This is a genomic window from Psychroserpens sp. AS72 (genome assembly GCF_038900375.1).
GTDB lineage: Bacteria > Bacteroidota > Bacteroidia > Flavobacteriales > Flavobacteriaceae > Psychroserpens.
Genome location: NZ_JBBMRC010000011.1, coordinates 56814 through 75910, shown reverse-complemented (window position 1 = coordinate 75910; position 19097 = coordinate 56814). Strand labels below are relative to the sequence as shown.

General features: G+C 33.9%; 12 protein-coding genes and 1 tRNA gene. 3 read left to right on the top strand and 10 right to left on the bottom strand.

All coding sequences use genetic code 11. From position 1 onward, the window contains the following. Positions 1-27: 27 nt before the first annotated feature. From WNY78_RS16235 to WNY78_RS16210, 6 genes are all read right to left on the bottom strand, one after another. Positions 28-1419 carry a quinol:cytochrome C oxidoreductase gene (locus WNY78_RS16235; protein ID WP_342874271.1) on the bottom strand — a complete coding sequence of 464 codons (1392 nt, stop codon included), beginning with the start codon at positions 1417-1419 and terminating at the stop codon, positions 28-30. A gap of 24 nt (positions 1420-1443) precedes the next feature. Next, positions 1444-1914: a cytochrome c gene (locus tag WNY78_RS16230; RefSeq protein ID WP_342874270.1), complete on the bottom strand. Its 471-nt coding sequence runs from the start codon at positions 1912-1914 to the stop codon at positions 1444-1446. A gap of 185 nt (positions 1915-2099) precedes the next feature. Beyond that, positions 2100-2630 (bottom strand): DUF3341 domain-containing protein, encoded by a 531-nt coding sequence (locus WNY78_RS16225; protein WP_342874269.1) that lies wholly within the window; start codon positions 2628-2630, stop codon positions 2100-2102. A 9-nt stretch (positions 2631-2639) separates the two neighbouring features. After that, positions 2640-4370, bottom strand: coding sequence for an NrfD/PsrC family molybdoenzyme membrane anchor subunit (gene nrfD, locus WNY78_RS16220; RefSeq protein WP_342874268.1), 1731 nt, complete (start codon positions 4368-4370; stop codon positions 2640-2642). A gap of 31 nt (positions 4371-4401) precedes the next feature. Further along, positions 4402-7686, bottom strand: coding sequence for a TAT-variant-translocated molybdopterin oxidoreductase (locus WNY78_RS16215; protein ID WP_342874267.1), 3285 nt, complete (start codon positions 7684-7686; stop codon positions 4402-4404). Positions 7687-7776: 90 nt separating this feature from the next. Then, positions 7777-9075 carry a c-type cytochrome gene (locus WNY78_RS16210; protein WP_342874322.1) on the bottom strand — a complete coding sequence of 433 codons (1299 nt, stop codon included), beginning with the start codon at positions 9073-9075 and terminating at the stop codon, positions 7777-7779. 334 nt (positions 9076-9409) lie between these two features. On the opposite strand from WNY78_RS16210, the gene WNY78_RS16205 reads away from it, so the two are divergent. Continuing rightward, positions 9410-9790, top strand: coding sequence for an SPOR domain-containing protein (locus tag WNY78_RS16205; protein WP_342874266.1), 381 nt, complete (start codon positions 9410-9412; stop codon positions 9788-9790). Positions 9791-9900: 110 nt separating this feature from the next. Here the strand turns inward: WNY78_RS16205 and infB are convergent, their stop codons facing one another. From infB to rimP, 3 genes are all read right to left on the bottom strand, one after another. After that, on the bottom strand, positions 9901-12699 hold the full coding sequence (gene infB, locus WNY78_RS16200; protein ID WP_342874265.1) for a translation initiation factor IF-2: 2799 nt from the start codon (positions 12697-12699) through the stop codon (positions 9901-9903). A 64-nt stretch (positions 12700-12763) separates the two neighbouring features. Further along, complete coding sequence (gene nusA / locus WNY78_RS16195; protein ID WP_342874264.1) at positions 12764-13996, bottom strand: transcription termination factor NusA; 1233 nt, start codon at positions 13994-13996, stop codon at positions 12764-12766. 9 nt (positions 13997-14005) lie between these two features. Further along, positions 14006-14470, bottom strand: coding sequence for a ribosome assembly cofactor RimP (gene rimP / locus WNY78_RS16190; protein ID WP_342874263.1), 465 nt, complete (start codon positions 14468-14470; stop codon positions 14006-14008). A 153-nt stretch (positions 14471-14623) separates the two neighbouring features. Between rimP and WNY78_RS16185 the strand changes: the two genes are divergently transcribed. Further along, entirely contained in the window at positions 14624-15448 is an 825-nt protein-coding gene (locus WNY78_RS16185; protein ID WP_342874262.1) for a universal stress protein, read from the top strand. Between the two features lie 62 nt (positions 15449-15510). On the opposite strand, the gene WNY78_RS16180 is transcribed toward WNY78_RS16185, so the two are convergent. After that, positions 15511-15583, bottom strand: a tRNA-Gln gene (locus WNY78_RS16180). A 150-nt stretch (positions 15584-15733) separates the two neighbouring features. Here WNY78_RS16180 and WNY78_RS16175 point away from each other — a divergent pair. Beyond that, on the top strand, positions 15734-19093 hold the full coding sequence (locus tag WNY78_RS16175; RefSeq protein WP_342874261.1) for a DUF2723 domain-containing protein: 3360 nt from the start codon (positions 15734-15736) through the stop codon (positions 19091-19093). The last annotated feature ends 4 nt before the right edge of the window (positions 19094-19097 follow it).

The window sequence follows — 19097 nt, the reverse complement described above, 5'->3', positions numbered from 1 at the left end:
TGTCGTTTCTGTTCTTTATATAATTTATTAATAATGGAAATGTTCACTTTCTTTAATGAAAGGGTTACGTTTAGGCTCTAGTGGTTGTTTTGTTAGTGCAGTAAAGACTATAAAAATAAATAACCCACCAAAAAGAAGTATTGAACTAATTTCTGGAATCCCTATAGACCATTGATCTCCAACTGTAGCTGGCATAATCATATTGAATATATCTATATAGTGACCACATAAGATTATAATACCTGCCATGATAACAAACCAGTTAACACGTTTGAAATCACTATTCATAAGAACCAATAATGGGAACACAAAATTCATAACAACCATACCTAAAAATGGCAATTGGTAATCTTGAAAACGTGTTACAAAGTATGTGACTTCTTCTGGAATGTTAGAATACCAGATTAACATAAATTGAGAGAACCATAAATAAGTCCAGAAAATACTAAATCCGAACATGAATTTAGCTAAATCATGAATATGACTATCATTTACTTTAGGTAAATATCCTCTAGATTTAAGATATATAGTAACCATTGAGATTACAGTGATACCACAAACCATCATACCTGCTAATACGTACCATCCAAATAATGTTGAGAACCAGTGAGGATCTACACTCATAATCCAGTCCCAAGACATTATAGATTCTGTATATAAAAAGAATACTAAAAATGCTGCAGAGATACGAAAAGTTTTTACAAAGTTTTTATTGTCGTCAGCTTCATCTTGAGCTATTGAGAATTTGCGAGAGAAGTGTCTGTATAACCACCAACCAGCAATAAATATGAATCCTCTTACGCCAAACCAGAAGATATTTAACCATCCTGCTTTACCTTGTATTAATTTATCGTGAGCTACAACATCTGGATCCATCCAAACGAATAAATTATAGTGTCCAATTAATCCTGAAGCCAAAGCAATTGATAATACTATTACAGCACCAGGTAACATATAAGCGGTAATTCCTTCCATAACTCTCAGTAGTAATGGAGACCAACCTGCTTGTGATGCATATTGTACAGCATAAAAAGCTAATACACCTAAAGATATCATAAAGAAGAAAAAAGCAGCTACATATAATGCAGACCAAGGTCTATTGTGCATAGCGTGCATGACGTGATTAACGTGTTTTGTGTGTTCATCAACTTCTGCTTGTGGTCCATGTTCACCATGTATTTTAGCTCCTGCATGAGTATCTTCTCCATGTGCTTCTTCTGAAGCATGAGAATCGTCAGCTTTAGTATCATGATGAACTGCTGTTTCTCCATGACTATCACCATGAGATTCGCTAGCTAACATGGTTTCTACTGCAGCAAAATCTTTGTGAGATGTGAAAAAACCATAAGCAACACCAATAGCTCCTAATATCATTAGGCCAATTGCAACTGATTTTAATTTACTTGAAAATGTATACATATCTATATATAATCTTTATCTATCTTATTTTTCTAAGTCTGCCTTCAATTCCATAACGTAATCGACAACTTGCCAACGCTCTTCTTCATTTAACTGATTAGCGTAAGAACCCATTGCGTTTTTTCCGTAGTAAATCGTATGATAAATACTACCTGGTGTAATAGCTCTTCCTGCATCATCATAACTAGGCACTCCTAAAATCTTTTCTCTTTTAACTAATGTTCCTTTACCATCACCTTTTTTACCGTGACAAATTCCACAGTAAATATCATATAACTGTCCTGCTCTTAATCTATCGATTTGAGTAGAATCTAATGGACTACTTAATGTTGTTTTAGCTAGTATGTAACCATCATTGGTATTAGCAATTTCAAAAGGCATGTGCCCTCCTCTAGGGATTGATCCTTCAGCAGGTAATTGAGCTTCCATTCCTCCTGGGAAAGCATGAGAATCCTGATAAGCTTCATAACTTACAGGTTCATACATATTTGGCATAAACTGGTAGTTTGGTCTTGAATTCTTTTGACAAGAAACAACACTGGCCATTACCATTAATACTACTACTATTTTAAAAACACTTTTCATTTGTAGATCTATATTTATCTTTTTATCAAATGGAATTCGCACTATAATTTAATTTTATAAATCAAATTTAAATATGCTCATTTCATCTATATAAATTAATGCGTTTTATCAATTAAATTAATTTCTACTGCTCCAGTTTCTTTCAATAAATTTGTCAATTCATTTTCATTTCCATGAACAGCAATTTCCATTAAAAAATGATCATCTGTTGTTCTTGGATCTGGATTTTCAGCTTTTTTAAATGGCCACATTCTACTTCTTAAATAAAATGTTATTACCATTAAATGCGCTGCAAAGAATACTGTTAACTCAAACATGATCGGTACAAATGCTGGCATGTTCTCGATATAGCTAAAACTAGGTTTACCACCAATATCTTGAGGCCAATCTGATATCATAATAAAATTCATCATTACGATTGCAACAGTTAAACCAACACAACCATACATAAATGATGTTATAGCTATCCTTGTAGGTGCAAGTCCCATCGCTTTGTCTAGTCCGTGAACTGGAAAAGGCGTATATATTTCTTCAATGTGATGTCTTGCTGCCTTAACTTTCTTGACAGCATTCATTAAGACGTCATCATCTGTATAAATAGCGTGAATTACTTTCGAAGCTTCCATGTACTATTTTTAGTTTATTAATTTTTTAGCTTGACCAGACCAATCATCACGTTCTGCTCTTCCTGGGAAGGACTCTGTAATATCGTCTAATAAGTCATATTCTCTTTTTGTCATTTTACTAACTTGAGCGTAAGTAAAAATTCCAATACTATTAAGTACCTCTTCCATTTTTGGACCGATACCGTTTATAACTTGTAAATCATCGGCAGTTTGAACAGTTGAATCAAATGTTCCAACACCTTTTAATAGATTGTCTAACTTTTCAGTTTTATCTTGTTTAGGCTTGATTGCTGTTGTTTCTTCTTCAATTTTCAATACTGAAGTTCTTTCATCAGATCCTGTTCCAACTAAACTATCTCCTCGTTCTCTTATTTTTTTATAACGCTCTCCTGAAGACTTCAAGATGGTCTTAACTTCTGCTTGTGCAATTACTGGGAACGTTCTCGCATATAGTAAAAATAGAACGAAGAAAAACCCAATTGTCCCAATGAATATTCCAATATCAACAAACGTTGGTGAGAACATTGTCCAAGATGATGGTAAGTAATCTCTGTGTAATGAAGTTACAATAATTACAAAACGTTCAAACCACATCCCAACGTTAACAACGATAGAGATAAAGAATGAGAACATAATACTTGTTCTTAATTTTTTAAACCACATAAATTGAGGTGAGAACACATTACAAGACATCATCATCCAGTAAGCCCAAGCATAAGGTCCTGTTGCTCTGTTTAAGAATGCATATTGTTCATATTCTACTCCAGAATACCATGCAATGAATAATTCAGTTATATAAGCTACACCTACTATAGAACCCGTAATCATGATTACAATGTTCATTAACTCTATATGTTGTACAGTGATATAATCTTCTAGGCTACACACTTTTCTCATGATGATAAGAAGTGTATTTACCATGGCAAAACCAGAAAATACTGCTCCAGCAACAAAATAAGGAGGGAAGATCGTGGTATGCCAACCTGGAATTACTGAGGTTGCGAAATCAAATGATACAATAGTGTGTACAGATAATACCAATGGTGTTGCTAAACCTGCAAGTACCAAAGATACTTCTTCAAAACGTTGCCAATCTTTAGCACGTCCAGACCATCCAAAACTTAATAATGAATATATTTTCTTCTGAAAAGGCTTAATGGCACGATCACGTAACATCGCAAAATCAGGTAATAAACCAGTCCACCAGAAAACTAATGATACTGATAAATACGTAGAAATCGCAAATACATCCCAAAGTAATGGTGAGTTAAAGTTTACCCAAAGTGAACCAAATTGATTTGGAATTGGTAAAACCCAGTACCCTAACCATGGACGACCCATGTGAATAATTGGGAACAAACCTGCTTGAACTACTGAGAATATTGTCATTGCTTCTGCAGAACGGTTAATCGCCATTCTCCACTTTTGACGGAACAGTAAAAGTACAGCAGAAATCAATGTTCCTGCGTGACCAATACCAACCCACCAAACGAAGTTAGTAATATCCCAAGCCCAACCCACGGTCTTGTTTAATCCCCAAGTACCAATACCTGTAGATATTGTATAGATAATACACCCAATTCCCCAAAGGAATGCGACTAGTGAGATTGAAAATACAATCCACCAAGCTTTGTTTGCTTTTCCTTCAACAGGTGCAGCCACATCAACGGTTACATCGTGATATGATTTTTCTCCTGTAACTAAGGGTCTTCTAATAGGTGCTTCGTAATGAGACGCCATAATCTATTATAATTGTTTCTTAATTAATTTTCTATGCTTCTGTTATATTTCTCACTTTAGTATGATACTGAACATTTGGTTTAGTACCTACTGTTTCTAATAAGTGATACATACGATCATCTTCTTTAAGTTTTGCAACTTCACTTTCTTTATCATTGATGTCTCCAAATTTCATTGCTCCACTACTACATGCTGCAGAACAAGCTGTTTGGAATTCACCATCTTTAATAACACGTCCATCACGTTTTGCATCAAGAATCGTTTTTTGTGTCATTTGTATACACATAGAACATTTTTCCATCACACCACGAGAACGTACTGTTACATCTGGGTTTAATACCATACGACCTAAATCATCGTTCATGTGGTAATCAAACTCATCATTTTTATTATATAAGAACCAGTTGAAACGTCTTACTTTATAAGGACAGTTGTTTGCACAATATCTTGTACCTACACAACGGTTATATGCCATATGGTTTTGACCTTGACGTCCATGTGATGTTGCTGCCACAGGGCATACTGTTTCACAAGGTGCATGATTACAATGCTGACACATTACTGGTTGGAAAGCAACTTGAGGATTATCTGCTGGATTTTCTAATCTACTAAATGTAGAAAGTGAACCATCTCCTTCTCCATCACCAAATAGATAATTACCTAATCCTAAACCATCAGCATCTTCTTTTTCAGAATCATCTCCTGCGAAAGTATCATTAGAAGAATAATATCTATCAATACGTAACCAGTGCATATCACGACTACGTCTAATTTCTTCTTTACCTACTACAGGTACATTATTTTCTGCGTGACATGCTATTACACAAGCTCCACAACCTGTACAAGAATTTAAGTCAATAGATAAGTTAAAGTGATGACCAATTGAACGATCAAACTCATCCCATAAATCCACTTCTGGAGATGTTACTTCAACTTCTTCATGGTTTAAAGATACCGTTGGCACTTTATTCCATACGTTTCTATCTTTAGTATTGAAGATTTCTAAGGTAGTTTCCTTTATAATGTCTCCACGACCCATTAAAGTATTTTGCAACTGTACACATGCAAATTCATGCATTCCTGCTGCTTTCTTAATAGATACGTTTTGAGTTGTATTAAAATCTTGGTATAACGGGTAAGCGTTAACACCAGTCATCATTTCTTCTTTTAAACCTGCTGTTCTACCATAACCTAATGATAAACCAATAGACCCTTTAGCTTGACCTGGTTGAATAATTACTGGTACATTTTTAACAGTGACTCCATTTACTGTTACATCTGCATAACTTCCATCTAATGCTCCTGTTGCGACATGATTATTTTCTAAGCCTGAAGCTTTTGCATCTGCAGCAGAAATAGTTAGGTAATTGTCCCAAGATGTTCTTGTGATTGGATCAGGGAATTCTTGTAACCAAGGGTTATTAGCATCCTGTCCGTCACCCATACCAACTTTAGTATATAATGACAACTCCATTCCTTCTGACTTAGCAGAAGATGCTAAATTTCTTGCTGCACTTCCTGCATTAATTGCAGCAACTCCAGATGTACTATTTGAACCTCCAGTTATAGTAGTTGAAGATGATGTATTTGTTACAAATTCATCTTTATCTTCATCTTTAATACCTACTCCTACAGCAACGTCATGAATAACGCCTCCTAAGAATGTTCTATCTTTTTTATCTTTTAATTCAGTTGATGTTTCTGTAGTGGTCGTTGACGATCCATTTGGTGCACTAGAAAATGTACCTGAAACGTAAACACCATCCTGCAAAGCTTTATTGAAAGATCCACCAGACCATCCTGATTTAATATATTCTCTATATGTTTTATCATTTCCAGTCCACTTTAATAGAGCGTCTTGAAATTGACGTGTATCAAACAACGGACGAATAGTTGGTTGCATTAAGCTGAAATGTCCTTTCTTGATTTCTACGTCTCCCCAAGATTCTAAGTAATGAGGTGCGGCAGCAATATATTCAGCATTTATAGCTGTTTCATCAGCTTTCATAGAGAAAGCTATAGATAATTCTGTTTTTTCAAGACCTTCAGCAAAGTCAGAAGCATTAGGCAATGTGTACATTGGGTTAACACCACTCATGATGATACCACCAACACGTCCAGCTTTCATATCTGCTACTAATTTAGTAACAGCTGCATTACTTCCTTGTCTTGTTAATATAGGTGTAGAAGGATCAAAAGCTTTACTATTCAGTTTCTCATTGATTGCTAATGCGACTGTTTGTGCATTTACATCTTGAATTCCTGTTACTAAAACTCCGTTACTTCCTGCTTTACTTAATTCTGAAGCAGCATTTTGAACTGCTTTATTTATGTGCTCTGGTAAATCTGTAGATACAGATCCACCTACTACTAAACTATATAATTTAGCTAATACTTGTTTTTGTTGACTTGGCGTTAATGGTACACGCTTGTCTGCATTTGCACCAGTTAATGACATATTTGATTCAAACTGAACATGTCTAGACATTTTTCCGTTCTTTGGAACACGTCCTTGTGCATATCCTGAATCAAATCCACCACCTTGCCAATCTCCTAAGAAATCTGCTCCAACTGAAACAATTGTCATAGCTTTAGAGAAATCATAACTCGCTAAACCACGAGTCCCATAATTCCCTTCAAAAGCATCTAATGCTGCAGATTCTGAAACCGCATCATAAACGACATGACTTACATTACCGTATTTAGATTTGAATTCTGAAATTAATCTAGATGTAGATGGGCTAGCGTATGTTTGTGTTAATAACACAATCTGCTTACCAGCTGCCTTAAGATCAGTTAATTTCTGATTAGTTTCCGTATCAAAAGCAGACCATAAGATGTCTTGACCACCTTTCATAGCACTTTTCACTCTTAAACTATCGTATAATCCTAAAACAGAAGCGTTAACTCTTGCATTAGCACCATTATGTGTTTTTGCTAAGTCGTTGTTTTCAATTTTGATGGGACGACCTTCACGTGTTTTAACTAAAACAGATGCAAAATCAAATCCATTAGCTATTGTCGTTGCATAATAATTAGCAACACCAGGAACAATAGATTCTGGCTGAACAACGTAAGGAATTGCTTTAATCACTGGCCCTTCACAAGCAGCAAGTGATGCTGCTGCAGTACTAAAACCAACATACTTTAAAAAGTCACGACGCGTAGTAGAAGACGACTCTAAAGTCTCTTTGTCTCCTAAAAATTCATCCGTAGGTATTTCGTTTACGAATTCATTTTGTTTTAGCGTCTCAACAATAGAGCTATTATCTTTTAGCTCTTCAACACTTTTCCAGTATTTCTTGTTTGATGACATATTATATAATTGAATTACTTCTTATTAAATTTATTGTTTTAAATCCTATTTCTAAGATTACCTTTTTAAAGGTTACTAATATTCTTTAGATTAATAGTGACACTTACCACATTCTAATCCACCCATTTGAGCAGCTGTAAGCTTATCTACACCATATTTCTTAGATAACTCATCATGTATTTTTGTATAATACTCGTTACCTTCAACATTCACATTTGTTTCTCTGTGACAGTTAATACACCAACCCATTGTTAAAGGCGCATGTTGGTACATTACCTCCATCTCCTCAACAGGACCATGACAAGTTTGACACTGAACACCTGCAACTTCAACGTGTTGAGAGTGATTAAAATAAGCGAAATCTGGAAGGTTATGTATTCTAATCCATTTTACTGGCTCAGTTACTCCTGTATAAGCTTGCTCTGCTTCATCCCAACCTACAGCTTTGTATAGTTTTTGAATTTCAGAATTATAATCAACATTATACTCATCTATTCCCATTTGCTGAGTTTCATCTGCTACTTGGTAAATAGATTTATGACAGTTCATACAGATATTCAATGAAGGGATACCTGAATGCTTACTTACTCTTGCAGATGAATGACAATATTTACAATCAATACCATTGTCACCTGCGTGAATTTTGTGCGAATAATGAATAGGTTGAACTGGCTGATACCCTTGATCTACACCAACTTGTGACAAATAACCATAAACGAAATATGCACTTGCTAATAAAAAGAATATTACTGTCACTAAAACCAAGAATTGATTTTGAACAAATGCCTTCCAAATTGGAAGACTCTTATCTTTGTGAGCTGCTTCAATACCTTTTTCCTCAGCAAAACGATTTAATGTTTTTCTAACAAGCACTAATGCAATGGCTAATAAAGCAAATAAGATTGCTAAAGCTCCTAAGATTAATTTACTTGAGATACCACCTTCTGACGAACCTTCTCCTCCATCTGCATTTACTACAGGAGCCTCAACTACTTTTGCAGGCTCTGCGGTATACGCTAAAATATCAGTAATATCCTGATCTTCTAGTTGCGGGAATGCAGTCATTGCAGTTCCGTTATACTCATTGTAAATCTGATTAGCGTAAGCATCTCCAGATTTAACTAATCCTGCACTGTTACGAATCCACTTATCTAACCACTCTCTACCTAAACCTTGCTCTTCTTCTAAACGCGTTTCTACATTTCGAAGTGCTGGACCTGTCATCTTTCTATCAAGATTATGACATGATGCACAATTGGTGTTGAATAAAGTTTTCCCTTTAGCAGGATCGCCTTCTTGAGCGTTAAGTGAAGTAGAAAATGTAAGTAAAATAACCAATCCTAAGTAAGGAATCTTTGAGGCTAAATGTCGGTAAATCACCTGTATCATATTGTTAGTTGAATTATCTTCTAAACTTTGGTACGGTTTTTTCATTAATACTCTTGAAAAAAGCGTGTGTAAAATCTCATGCAAAAATAATACTTATAGTCCATTTTTTAAATGTTACAGAAGTGTTAATTGATAATTTATATGGATTCTAAATAATATTTCAGGGTCTAAAATAGTTATTATTTTCAAGTAATAAAACAACACTTAAAAAAAAACGTTTTCTTTGTACCAGATTTCAATTTATATGAAACTTACAAAGTAAATTTTTAACCACCTAATAAGATGATTAATAGCCATCTGTATTAGATTATAAAAAAGAATAAAATAAAAAAACATGAAAATCAATAATCTAAAAATAGCATTTTCGTTACTTCTCGTTTTAGTGTTTTCTAACCAACTAGCTGCACAAGAAGGTGTGGTCACTATTGATCAAGATAGTGATATTACTAAGTTATTGGAATATAAGAAAGATGTTAAAACAGTTGATTTATATAAGATTCAATTAGATTTCGGATCTCGCTCTGAAGCAGAATCACTTAAACGAAAGTTTCAAAATACTTTTGCACAATGGCCAGCCGAAATGGTCTACGAAACACCTAACTACAAAGTATGGGTTGGCAATTTCAGCACACGCTTAGAAGCTGATATTGCTTTATTAGAAATCAAAAAGAAGTTTTCTAAAGCTATGGTTTTTGAACCTAAGAAAGAGGATTAAACTTTTCTAGTATATACAAAATAAAAAATGCGACTCTTTCGAGTCGCATTTTTCTTGTTTTAATATTTCCGAAGTCATTCCGTAGAAAAAAAACAGAATGAACTTGAGTATTATTTACTCTTCAATTTCTTTTTAACTTCTACTTCTTGGAATGCTTCTATAACGTCATCAATTTGAATATCGTTATAATTCTTTAATTGAATACCACAGTCATAACCTTTTGCTACTTCTTTAGCATCATCTTTAAATCGTTTTAATGATGTTAATTCTCCTGTGTGAATCACAACACCATCTCTAATTAGACGAATACCTGAGCTTCTGTAGATTTTTCCGTTTGTAACCATACAACCAGCAATTGTACCAACTTTAGAGATTTTGAATGTCTCTCTAATTTCAGCAGTACCAGTAATCTCTTCTTTAAGTTCTGGAGATAACATACCTTCCATTGCATCTTTAAGATCGTTGATTGCATCATAGATAATTGAGTACATACGTACATCGATTTCTTCCTTATCTGCAATTTGACGAGCATTACCCATTGGTCTCACGTTAAATCCGATAATAATCGCATCTGATGCAGTTGCTAGTAACACATCACTTTCTGTAATGGCACCAACACCTTTATGTATGATGTTAACTTGAATTTCTTCAGTAGATAATTTCTGGAACGAATCTGTTAATGCTTCAACAGAACCATCCACATCACCTTTAATAATAATATTTAATTCTTTAAATGTACCTAATGCAATACGACGACCAATTTCTGCAAGGGTTAATTTCTTCGTGGTACGAACATCTTGCTCACGTTGTAATTGCATACGCTTGGTTGCAATTTGTTTTGCTTCACGTTCATCTTCAAATACGTTGAATTTATCACCAGCTTGAGGCGCTCCATCTAATCCTAATATTGACACAGGAATTGATGGTCCAGCAGCTTTTACTTCATGTCCACGTTCATCGTGCATGGCTTTTACTTTTCCACTGTTTTTACCAGCTAAAACGTAATCTCCAATTTTTAAAGTTCCAGCTTGTACTAAAATAGTAGATACATAACCACGACCTTTATCTAAGAATGCTTCAACAACAGTACCTGAGGCTTGTTTATTAGGATTTGCTTTAAGCTCTAATAACTCAGCTTCTAGCAATACTTTTTCTAATAGTTCTTTAACACCTGTTCCGTTTTTAGCTGAAATATCATGAGATTGGATTTTTCCTCCCCAATCTTCAACTAATAAATTCATTTGTGCTAACCCTTCTTTTACTTTTTCAGGATTGGCACCAACTTTATCAATCTTATTTATTGCAAAAACAATTGGTACTCCTGCTGCTTGAGCATGAGCGATTGCTTCTTTAGTTTGTGGCATAATAGAATCATCTGCAGCCACTACAATAATAGCTAAATCTGTTACTTGAGCACCACGAGCACGCATTGCCGTAAAGGCTTCGTGACCTGGAGTATCAAGGAATGCTATTTTTTGTCCACCTTCTAATGTCACACCATATGCACCAATGTGCTGTGTAATTCCACCAGATTCTCCTGCAATAACATTCTCTTTACGTATATAATCTAATAAAGATGTTTTACCATGATCTACGTGACCCATTACTGTAATAATTGGTGCACGAGGTTCTAAATCTTCAGGTTTATCTTCTACTTCTTCTATAGACTCTTCAATATCTGAAGTTACAAAATCAACTTTATAACCAAACTCTTCTGCAACAACAGATAATGTTTCGGCATCTAAACGCTGATTCATTGTCACCATCATACCTAGAGACATACATGCTGAAATAATTTCGGTCACCGAAACATCCATCATAGTAGCAACTTCATTTGCAGTTACAAACTCTGTAACTTTAAGAATTTTGCTTTCTGCATCTTCAATTTGTGCATCAATTTCTGTCTGCTCTCTATGTTGATCTCTTTTATCTCTTCTATATTTTGCGCCTTTTCCTTTACTAGATTTACCTTGAAGTTTTTCTAGTGTTTCACGTACTTGTTTTTGTACTTCTTCTGCACTTGGCTCTACTTTAACAGTCGAAGTGCGTTTACCAGCTTGGTTTTTACCTTTGTAACCACCTCTTTGGTTCCCACCTGTTCTATTGTTTGACCTATTATCACCACCTGTTGATGGCCCTTTGCTAATTCTACGTCTCTTCTTTTTATTATCTGAATCCGACGCTTTTTTGTCTTCTTTCTTTTTAGGCTTTTTAAATTGAGATAAATCAATTTTATCTCCTGCAATTTTAGGACCTGTAAGTTTTTTGTATTGTGTTTTTAAAGTTTCTTCAACAGGCTCTCCATTACTTTGCTTCTCTTCAGTTTTAGGAGTTTCTTTTGTTTCTGCTTTTACTTTTGGCGTATCAGCTTTTTTAGATTCTACTTTTACAGGAGTTTCTTTTACTGATGCCACTTCCTTTTTAGTAGTTTTCTCTTCAACTGGAGCTACTTCTTTAGGAGCAGATGCTTTTGGAGTTTCCTCTTTAGGTGTTTCTACTTTTGGAGTTTCCTTTTTTGGAGCTTCCACTTTTGGAGCTTCCTCTTTTGGAGTTTTACCCTTATTCAAGTCTATTTTACCAACTTGCTTAGGACCACTAAGAGCTGCTTTGGCCTTAACAACTTCACGACTCTTTGCTTCTCTTGCAGCTTCTTTCTCTTCCAATTCACGCTCACGTTGCTCACGTAATTCTTCTTTTTCTTTTAGCTTTGCTTCGCTAACTTCTAAAGAAGCTACTTTTTTATTAGCATCGGTTTGAAATTCTCCAGAAAGAATCCCATAAACCTCTTCTGATATTTTAGTATTAGGGCTCTTCTCTATGTCGACACCTTTTGATTCTAAAAAATCAACAGCACGATCTATAGAGATATTCAATTCCCTTAGTACTTTATTTAATCTAGTTTGAGCCATAAATTGCTTGTAATATAACTTAAAAATCTATTCTACCAAAACCGCCTAATGCAGACTTAATGGCTTAATCTTCGAATTCTTCCTTAAGAATTCTTATAACGTCTAAAATCGTTTCTTCTTCTAAATCTGTTCTTTTCACAAGATCAATAACATCTTGTTCCAAAATACTTTTAGCAGTATCTAAACCTGCTTTACTAAATTCTGCGATGATCCATCCTTCGATTTCATCTGTGAATTCTGATAATTCAACATCTTCTTCAGCACCTTCTCTAAACACATCTATTTCATAACCTGTTAATTTACCAGCTAATCTAATATTGTGACCTCCTCTACCAATTGCTTTAGAAACCTCTTCTGGTTTTAATAAAACTTCGGCACGTTTATTTTCTTCATCTAACTTTACAGAAGTAACTCTTGCTGGACTCAACGCTCTTGTAATAAATAATTGCAAGTTATTAGTATAATTAATAACATCAATATTTTCATTTCCTAATTCACGAACAATCCCGTGAATTCTAGAACCTTTCATACCTACACAAGCACCAACTGGATCAATTCTATCATCATAAGAATCTACTGCTACTTTTGCTTTTTCACCTGGTATTCTAACCACATGTTTAATCGTAATTAAACCATCAAATACTTCAGGAATCTCTTGTTCAAACAACTTCTCCAAAAATACTGGTGACGTTCTTGACATTATAATTGCCGGCTTATTTCCTTTTAATTCAACACTTTCAATAATCCCTCGTACATTTTCTCCTTTTCTAAAAAAGTCTGATGGTATTTGCTTATCCTTTGGAAGTATAATTTCATTTCCATCATCATCTAATAAAATAATTGCTCTGTGACGAATATGGTGAACTTCCGCAGAATAAATCTCTCCTTCAAGTTCTTTAAAGTGCTTATATATGTTTGTATTATCGTGCTCGTGAATCTTAGAAATTAAGTTTTGACGCAATGCTAATATTGAACGACGTCCTAAATCTATTAATTTAACTTCTTCTGCAACATCTTCACCAACTTCAAAATCTGGTTCTATTTTTTGAGCTTCAGACAATGCAATTTCTTGATTTGGTTCTTCAACTTCATCATCAGCAACTACAATCCTGTTTCTCCAAATCTCTAAATCTCCTTTATCTGGATTTATAATAATATCAAAATTATCGTCATCGCCATATTTTTTCTTCAACGCATTTCTTAATACATCTTCCAAAATAGCCATTAGCGTTACACGATCAATTAATTTATCGTCCTTAAATTCTGAAAACGAGTCAATTAACGCAATATTTTCCATAATTATGAATTAAAATTTTATTACCACTTGAGCTTTTGAGATAGCATCATATGCTATTTCTGCTTCCTTCTTTACTGTTACTTTCCCTTTACCAATGGGTTTAGGCTCTCTTGTTTTCCACTCTAAAAGAATTTTTGTCTCATCTACTTGAGTTAAAGTTCCTTCTATAGTTTCATTCTCTTTGGTTTTTACGCTAAGCGTTCTACCAATGTTTTTCATGTATTGTCTCACACTAACCAAAGGTTCTGTTGCTCCAGCAGACAATACTTCTAAAGAAAAATCTTGCTCTTCCCTATCTAAATTATGTTCAATAGCACGACTTATAAATATACAATCCTCAACTACAACACCATTATCACCATCAATAATAATTTTAATTGAATTATCTGGCAATACGTCAAAGCTGATTAAAAACAGGTCTTCACGCTCTTCTAGAGCTTCGTTTAATAAATTATTTACAGTCTCTCTGAACATTTTTAGTATAAAAAGAGCGGACTTTTCGTCCGCTCATTATTCTTTTTTCTTCAAACAACGCTGCAAATATACAATATTTTTATTGATTTTCACAAGTGATTAAGTCTCGATTTTTATTCTTAAATTTATATACTCATAAACACCTCTAACAAGATGAAAAAAATATTAGTTCCCACAGATTTTTCGACAGAAGCAGAAAACGCATTAAAAGTAGCTGCTCAAATAGCTAAAAAACATAATAGCGAAATCTATTTATTGCACATGTTAGAAATTCCACTACAAGAAATTGATGCTGTAAGTACTCAAGCAGATGTACCAGAGGTTATGTTTTTTATGAAAATGGCGCATCAAAAATTTGAAGACATTATGAATAGCGACTATTTAAAAGGGATTACAGTACATGAAGTTGTTAAAGCTGATGGTTCATTCAATGGTATTTCAGAAATCAGCAAAGAACATGGTGTTTCAATGATTGTCATGGGTTCTCATGGCGCAAGTGGTATTAAAGAAATGTTTGTTGGATCAAATGCAGAGAAAGTTGTAAGAAACTCTGATGTTCCTGTTTTGGTGATTAAAAATGGTCATGATGATTTTAGTGTAGATGATATTGTATTTGCATCAGATTTCAAAAATGACAACAAAGAAACTTATCGTCAAGCTACTGAATTTGCGACTGCATTTGGTGCACAGTTACATTTATTAATGGTCAATACTGCTAGTAACTTTACAACAACCAAAATTGCAAATGATAGAATCAATGATTTTATAAATGATTATAGTTTTAAAAATTTTACTATAAATATATATAATGACGAATCTATAGAAAAAGGTGTCCTTAACTTTTCAAAGCATATTGATGCAGATCTAATAGGAATTAGTACTCATGGCAGGCAAGGTATTGCACATTTCTTTAATGGCAGTATAAGTGAAGATCTTGTAAATCACGCTAATAGACCTGTGATTACGTTTAAAATATAATTTTTAAAATTTATCCAAATAAAAAGTCCTTACTAATTTAGTAAGGACTTTTCTGGTTTTTGTTGGCCCACTAGGTTTCGAACCTAGACTCTTCTGCACCAAAAACAGACGTGTTACCAGTTACACCATAGGCCAATCTCTTAAAGAGGGTGCAAATTTAAAACAAAGTTTCATTTGAGCAAACAATTTTTTATAAAAAAATCAAAAAATGGTAACGTTTACTTAAAATGAGTAGTGCTTTTGATATTTATTGTTAATTTCGCTCGCATTAAATAGACTTATTTTATGACACATTTCAATTTCAAGAAATGGAATACCATTTTAGGATGGTTTGCCTTTATCATAGCATTAATAACCTTTGCACTAACTATAGAACCAACAGTTAGCTTTTGGGATGCAGGAGAATATATCTTAACCTCATCAAAATTACAAGTTGGTCATCCACCAGGAGCACCTTTATTTCAAATGTTAGGAGCTTTCTTTTCTATGTTTGCTTTAGAACCTGCTCAAATTGGTGCCATGCTAAATATGATGAGCGCAGTATCAAGCGCATTTACCATATTATTTATGTTTTGGACAATGACTATTTTATTAACAAAACTAGCTAGAGTTGCAAGTCCTAAACAAGAAGATCCAAATAACACTTCTTATGAAAGCTTATCAAAAAACCAATACATTGCTATTTTAGGTAGTGCTTTAGTTGGAAGTTTAGCGTTCACATTTACAGATTCATTTTGGTTTAATGCAGTAGAAACTGAAGTTTATGCAATGGCAACCCTTATTATGGCTATCCTATTTTATTTAGGATTACGCTGGGAAGCAGACATGCACAAACCTAGAGGTCATAGATGGTTAATATTAATTGCATTTGTAATTGGATTATCATTTGGAGTTCACTTTATGGGATTACTAACAATTCCTGCATTAGGTTTACTTTATTATTTTAAAAATTACAAAAAAATTACTGTAGTCAATTTCATCATTGCAAATGTTGTCGCTGCAGCCATTTTACTTTTTATATTCAAGTTATTACTTCCAAATGCACTTCTTCTTTTTAGTGCTTCGGAAATTTTCTTCGTCAACACTATTGGTCTTCCTTTTAATTCTGGATCTATAATTACCGGATTAGTTTTGATTGCTGCGTTCTATTTCGGATTAAAATATACTCGAGACAAAGGATACAAATACGCAAATACATTAACGCTTTGTTTAATTTTCATTTTTATTGGATTCTCATCTTGGATTATGTTACCAATTCGAGCAAATGCTAATGTTATAATCAATGAAAATAATCCATCAAGCGCAAGAGAGTTATTAGCCTATTATAATTTAGAGCAATATCCGGAAACACATTTATTTTATGGACCATTGTTTACTGATCAATATACTGGTCTAGATGAAAACAACCCATATAAAGATGCAAAGCCTAAATATGAAAAGGATTATGATAAAGGCGAATATGTGATTGTTAATGAGTGGAAAAACGCCGAACAACGCTACAACTCAAAACAAGCCTCTATTCTACCAAGAATGTGGAGTACAGAACATGCCGAAAATTATATGATGTTCACAGGTTTATTAGATTTCAGAATTAAACCTGAGTATCAAATGGAAAACCAAGTTCGCCAGCTTGTTAATGAATTTAAAAATGAAGTTGCTCAAGGTAAAGTTGATTATGAAGACTATCATAATTTCTTAAAACAATTTGGTAGAGATTTTCTAGTCATAGAAAAACCATCTTTTGGTGACAACCTCTATTATATGATAGATTACCAATTAGGCTACATGTATTGGCGTTATTTTATGTGGAATTTCTCTGGACGACAAGATGATATACAAGGTAAATATGACGATTTACATGGAAATTGGATAAGTGGAATTGACTTTATAGACGAAGCTCGATTAGGTATGTCTCAAGACAATCTTCCAAGTGATGTTGCCAATAATAAATCAAGAAACACCTATTATATGCTACCTTTAATTTTAGGTATTATAGGCTTTTTATTCTTATTGGGACGAGATCCAAAACGCTTTTGGGTCTTACTCGTTTTCTTCTTATTTACTGGACTCGCCATTCAATTCTATACCAATGTGAGACCTTTTGAACCTCGAGAACGGGATTACTCTGTCGTCGGTTCATTCTATGTTTTTGCAATCTGGATCGGCTTTGGAGTCTATGCTATTTTTGATATGCTTCGGAAATTTACCAGCTCCAAGTTCTTAGCTCCTGCGATAACTATTGTTTGTCTATTACTAGTTCCTGGAATTTTAGCTGCAGAAAATTGGGACGATCACGATAGGTCAGAAAAATATACTGCACAAGCTATGGCTCGAAAATATCTCGAATCTTGCGCACCAAATGCCATACTATTCACCATTGGAGATAACGATAGTTTCCCATTATGGTATTTACAAGAAATTGAAGGTGTAAGAACAGATGTTCGTGTCGTTAATACCAGTTTATTTCAAACAGATTGGTACATCGATCAAATGAAGCGAAAAGCTTATGAAAGTGATCCTATTCCATCACAATTAACTCATGATCAATATAAATATGGTACTCGTGATTATATCATGAAATATGAAATCACAAAAGACACCATGGATATTAAAGAGTATATGAATTTCATCTCAAATGATGATCCAAAATATAGTCTTAAATATGCAATGCAACGGCGAGGAGAAGATCCTAATGGATATCCTGTACAGTTACAAAACTCGAATTATTTACCAACCTCTTACGTAAGTGTTCCTGTTAATAAAGACAATGTTTTGAAATATGGTATTGTAAAAGAAAAGGATGCTGATAAAATTGTGTCTTCAATAGTTATTAATATTTCTGGAGGAGCATTGTATAAAAACAGATTATTAATGTTAGACATCATTGCTAATAATGATTGGAAACGTCCTATTTATTTTACAGGAGGTGCATTTAGCGATGAAGATTATATCTGGATGAAAGATTATTTACAACTCGACGGATTATGCTATAAGCTTGTCCCAATTAAAACGCCTGTTGACAGAGCAAACCCTTTTGACATGGGACGCGTTGACTCAGACCTCATGTATGAGAAAGTAATGTCATGGGATTGGGGAAATAGTGGAAGTGACAAGATTTATCATGATGTTGAAACTCGTAAAAACGGTATCACTTATAGAGGAAACCTTGCTAGACTTTTAGAACAATTAATCAATGAAGATAAACTAGATAAAGCAGAGCAAATTGCTGATCTCGCTATGGAAAAAATGCCAGTAGATAAATTTGGCTTTTACACGCTTTTAGAACCATATATTAGTGGTTATTACGAAATTGATAAAAAAGATAAAGCCAGAAAGTTATATACTGATGTCTCTAGAAAATATCAAGAAAACTTAACGTATTGGAGTGGATTATCCATAGAAAATCAAACACGTTACTTAGATGAAATTGTAACTGATATTGAACGTTATAGAGGACTTGTTGATATTCTAGTAATATACAATGACAAGGACTTTGCTATACAAGAAACTGAGAAGTTTAATAATTATCTTAAACTATTTAAACACTTCACAGGAGAAGATGAAGAAGAAGCGAAACCTCCAGTTAGAGAAGAACGAGATTTTCCAAAAGACACTATAGATAAAATAATAGGAATTCAAGATTAGGAGA

Excerpts from the sequence above, each read along its gene's own strand:
- WNY78_RS16235 (WP_342874271.1), bottom strand. The coding sequence starts at position 1,419 with ATGTATACATTTTCAAGTAAATTAAAATCAGTTGCAATTGGCCTAATG.
- WNY78_RS16230 (WP_342874270.1), bottom strand. The coding sequence starts at position 1,914 with ATGCCAAATATGTATGAACCTGTAAGTTATGAAGCTTATCAGGATTCT.
- WNY78_RS16225 (WP_342874269.1), bottom strand. The coding sequence starts at position 2,630 with ATGGAAGCTTCGAAAGTAATTCACGCTATTTATACAGATGATGACGTC.
- nrfD (WP_342874268.1), bottom strand. The coding sequence starts at position 4,370 with ATGGCGTCTCATTACGAAGCACCTATTAGAAGACCCTTAGTTACAGGA.
- WNY78_RS16215 (WP_342874267.1), bottom strand. The coding sequence starts at position 7,686 with ATGTCATCAAACAAGAAATACTGGAAAAGTGTTGAAGAGCTAAAAGAT.
- WNY78_RS16210 (WP_342874322.1), bottom strand. The coding sequence starts at position 9,075 with ATGATACAGGTGATTTACCGACATTTAGCCTCAAAGATTCCTTACTTA.
- WNY78_RS16205 (WP_342874266.1), top strand. The coding sequence starts at position 9,410 with ATGAAAATCAATAATCTAAAAATAGCATTTTCGTTACTTCTCGTTTTA.
- infB (WP_342874265.1), bottom strand. The coding sequence starts at position 12,699 with ATGGCTCAAACTAGATTAAATAAAGTACTAAGGGAATTGAATATCTCT.
- nusA (WP_342874264.1), bottom strand. The coding sequence starts at position 13,996 with ATGGAAAATATTGCGTTAATTGACTCGTTTTCAGAATTTAAGGACGAT.
- rimP (WP_342874263.1), bottom strand. The coding sequence starts at position 14,470 with ATGTTCAGAGAGACTGTAAATAATTTATTAAACGAAGCTCTAGAAGAG.
- WNY78_RS16185 (WP_342874262.1), top strand. The coding sequence starts at position 14,624 with ATGAAAAAAATATTAGTTCCCACAGATTTTTCGACAGAAGCAGAAAAC.
- WNY78_RS16175 (WP_342874261.1), top strand. The coding sequence starts at position 15,734 with ATGACACATTTCAATTTCAAGAAATGGAATACCATTTTAGGATGGTTT.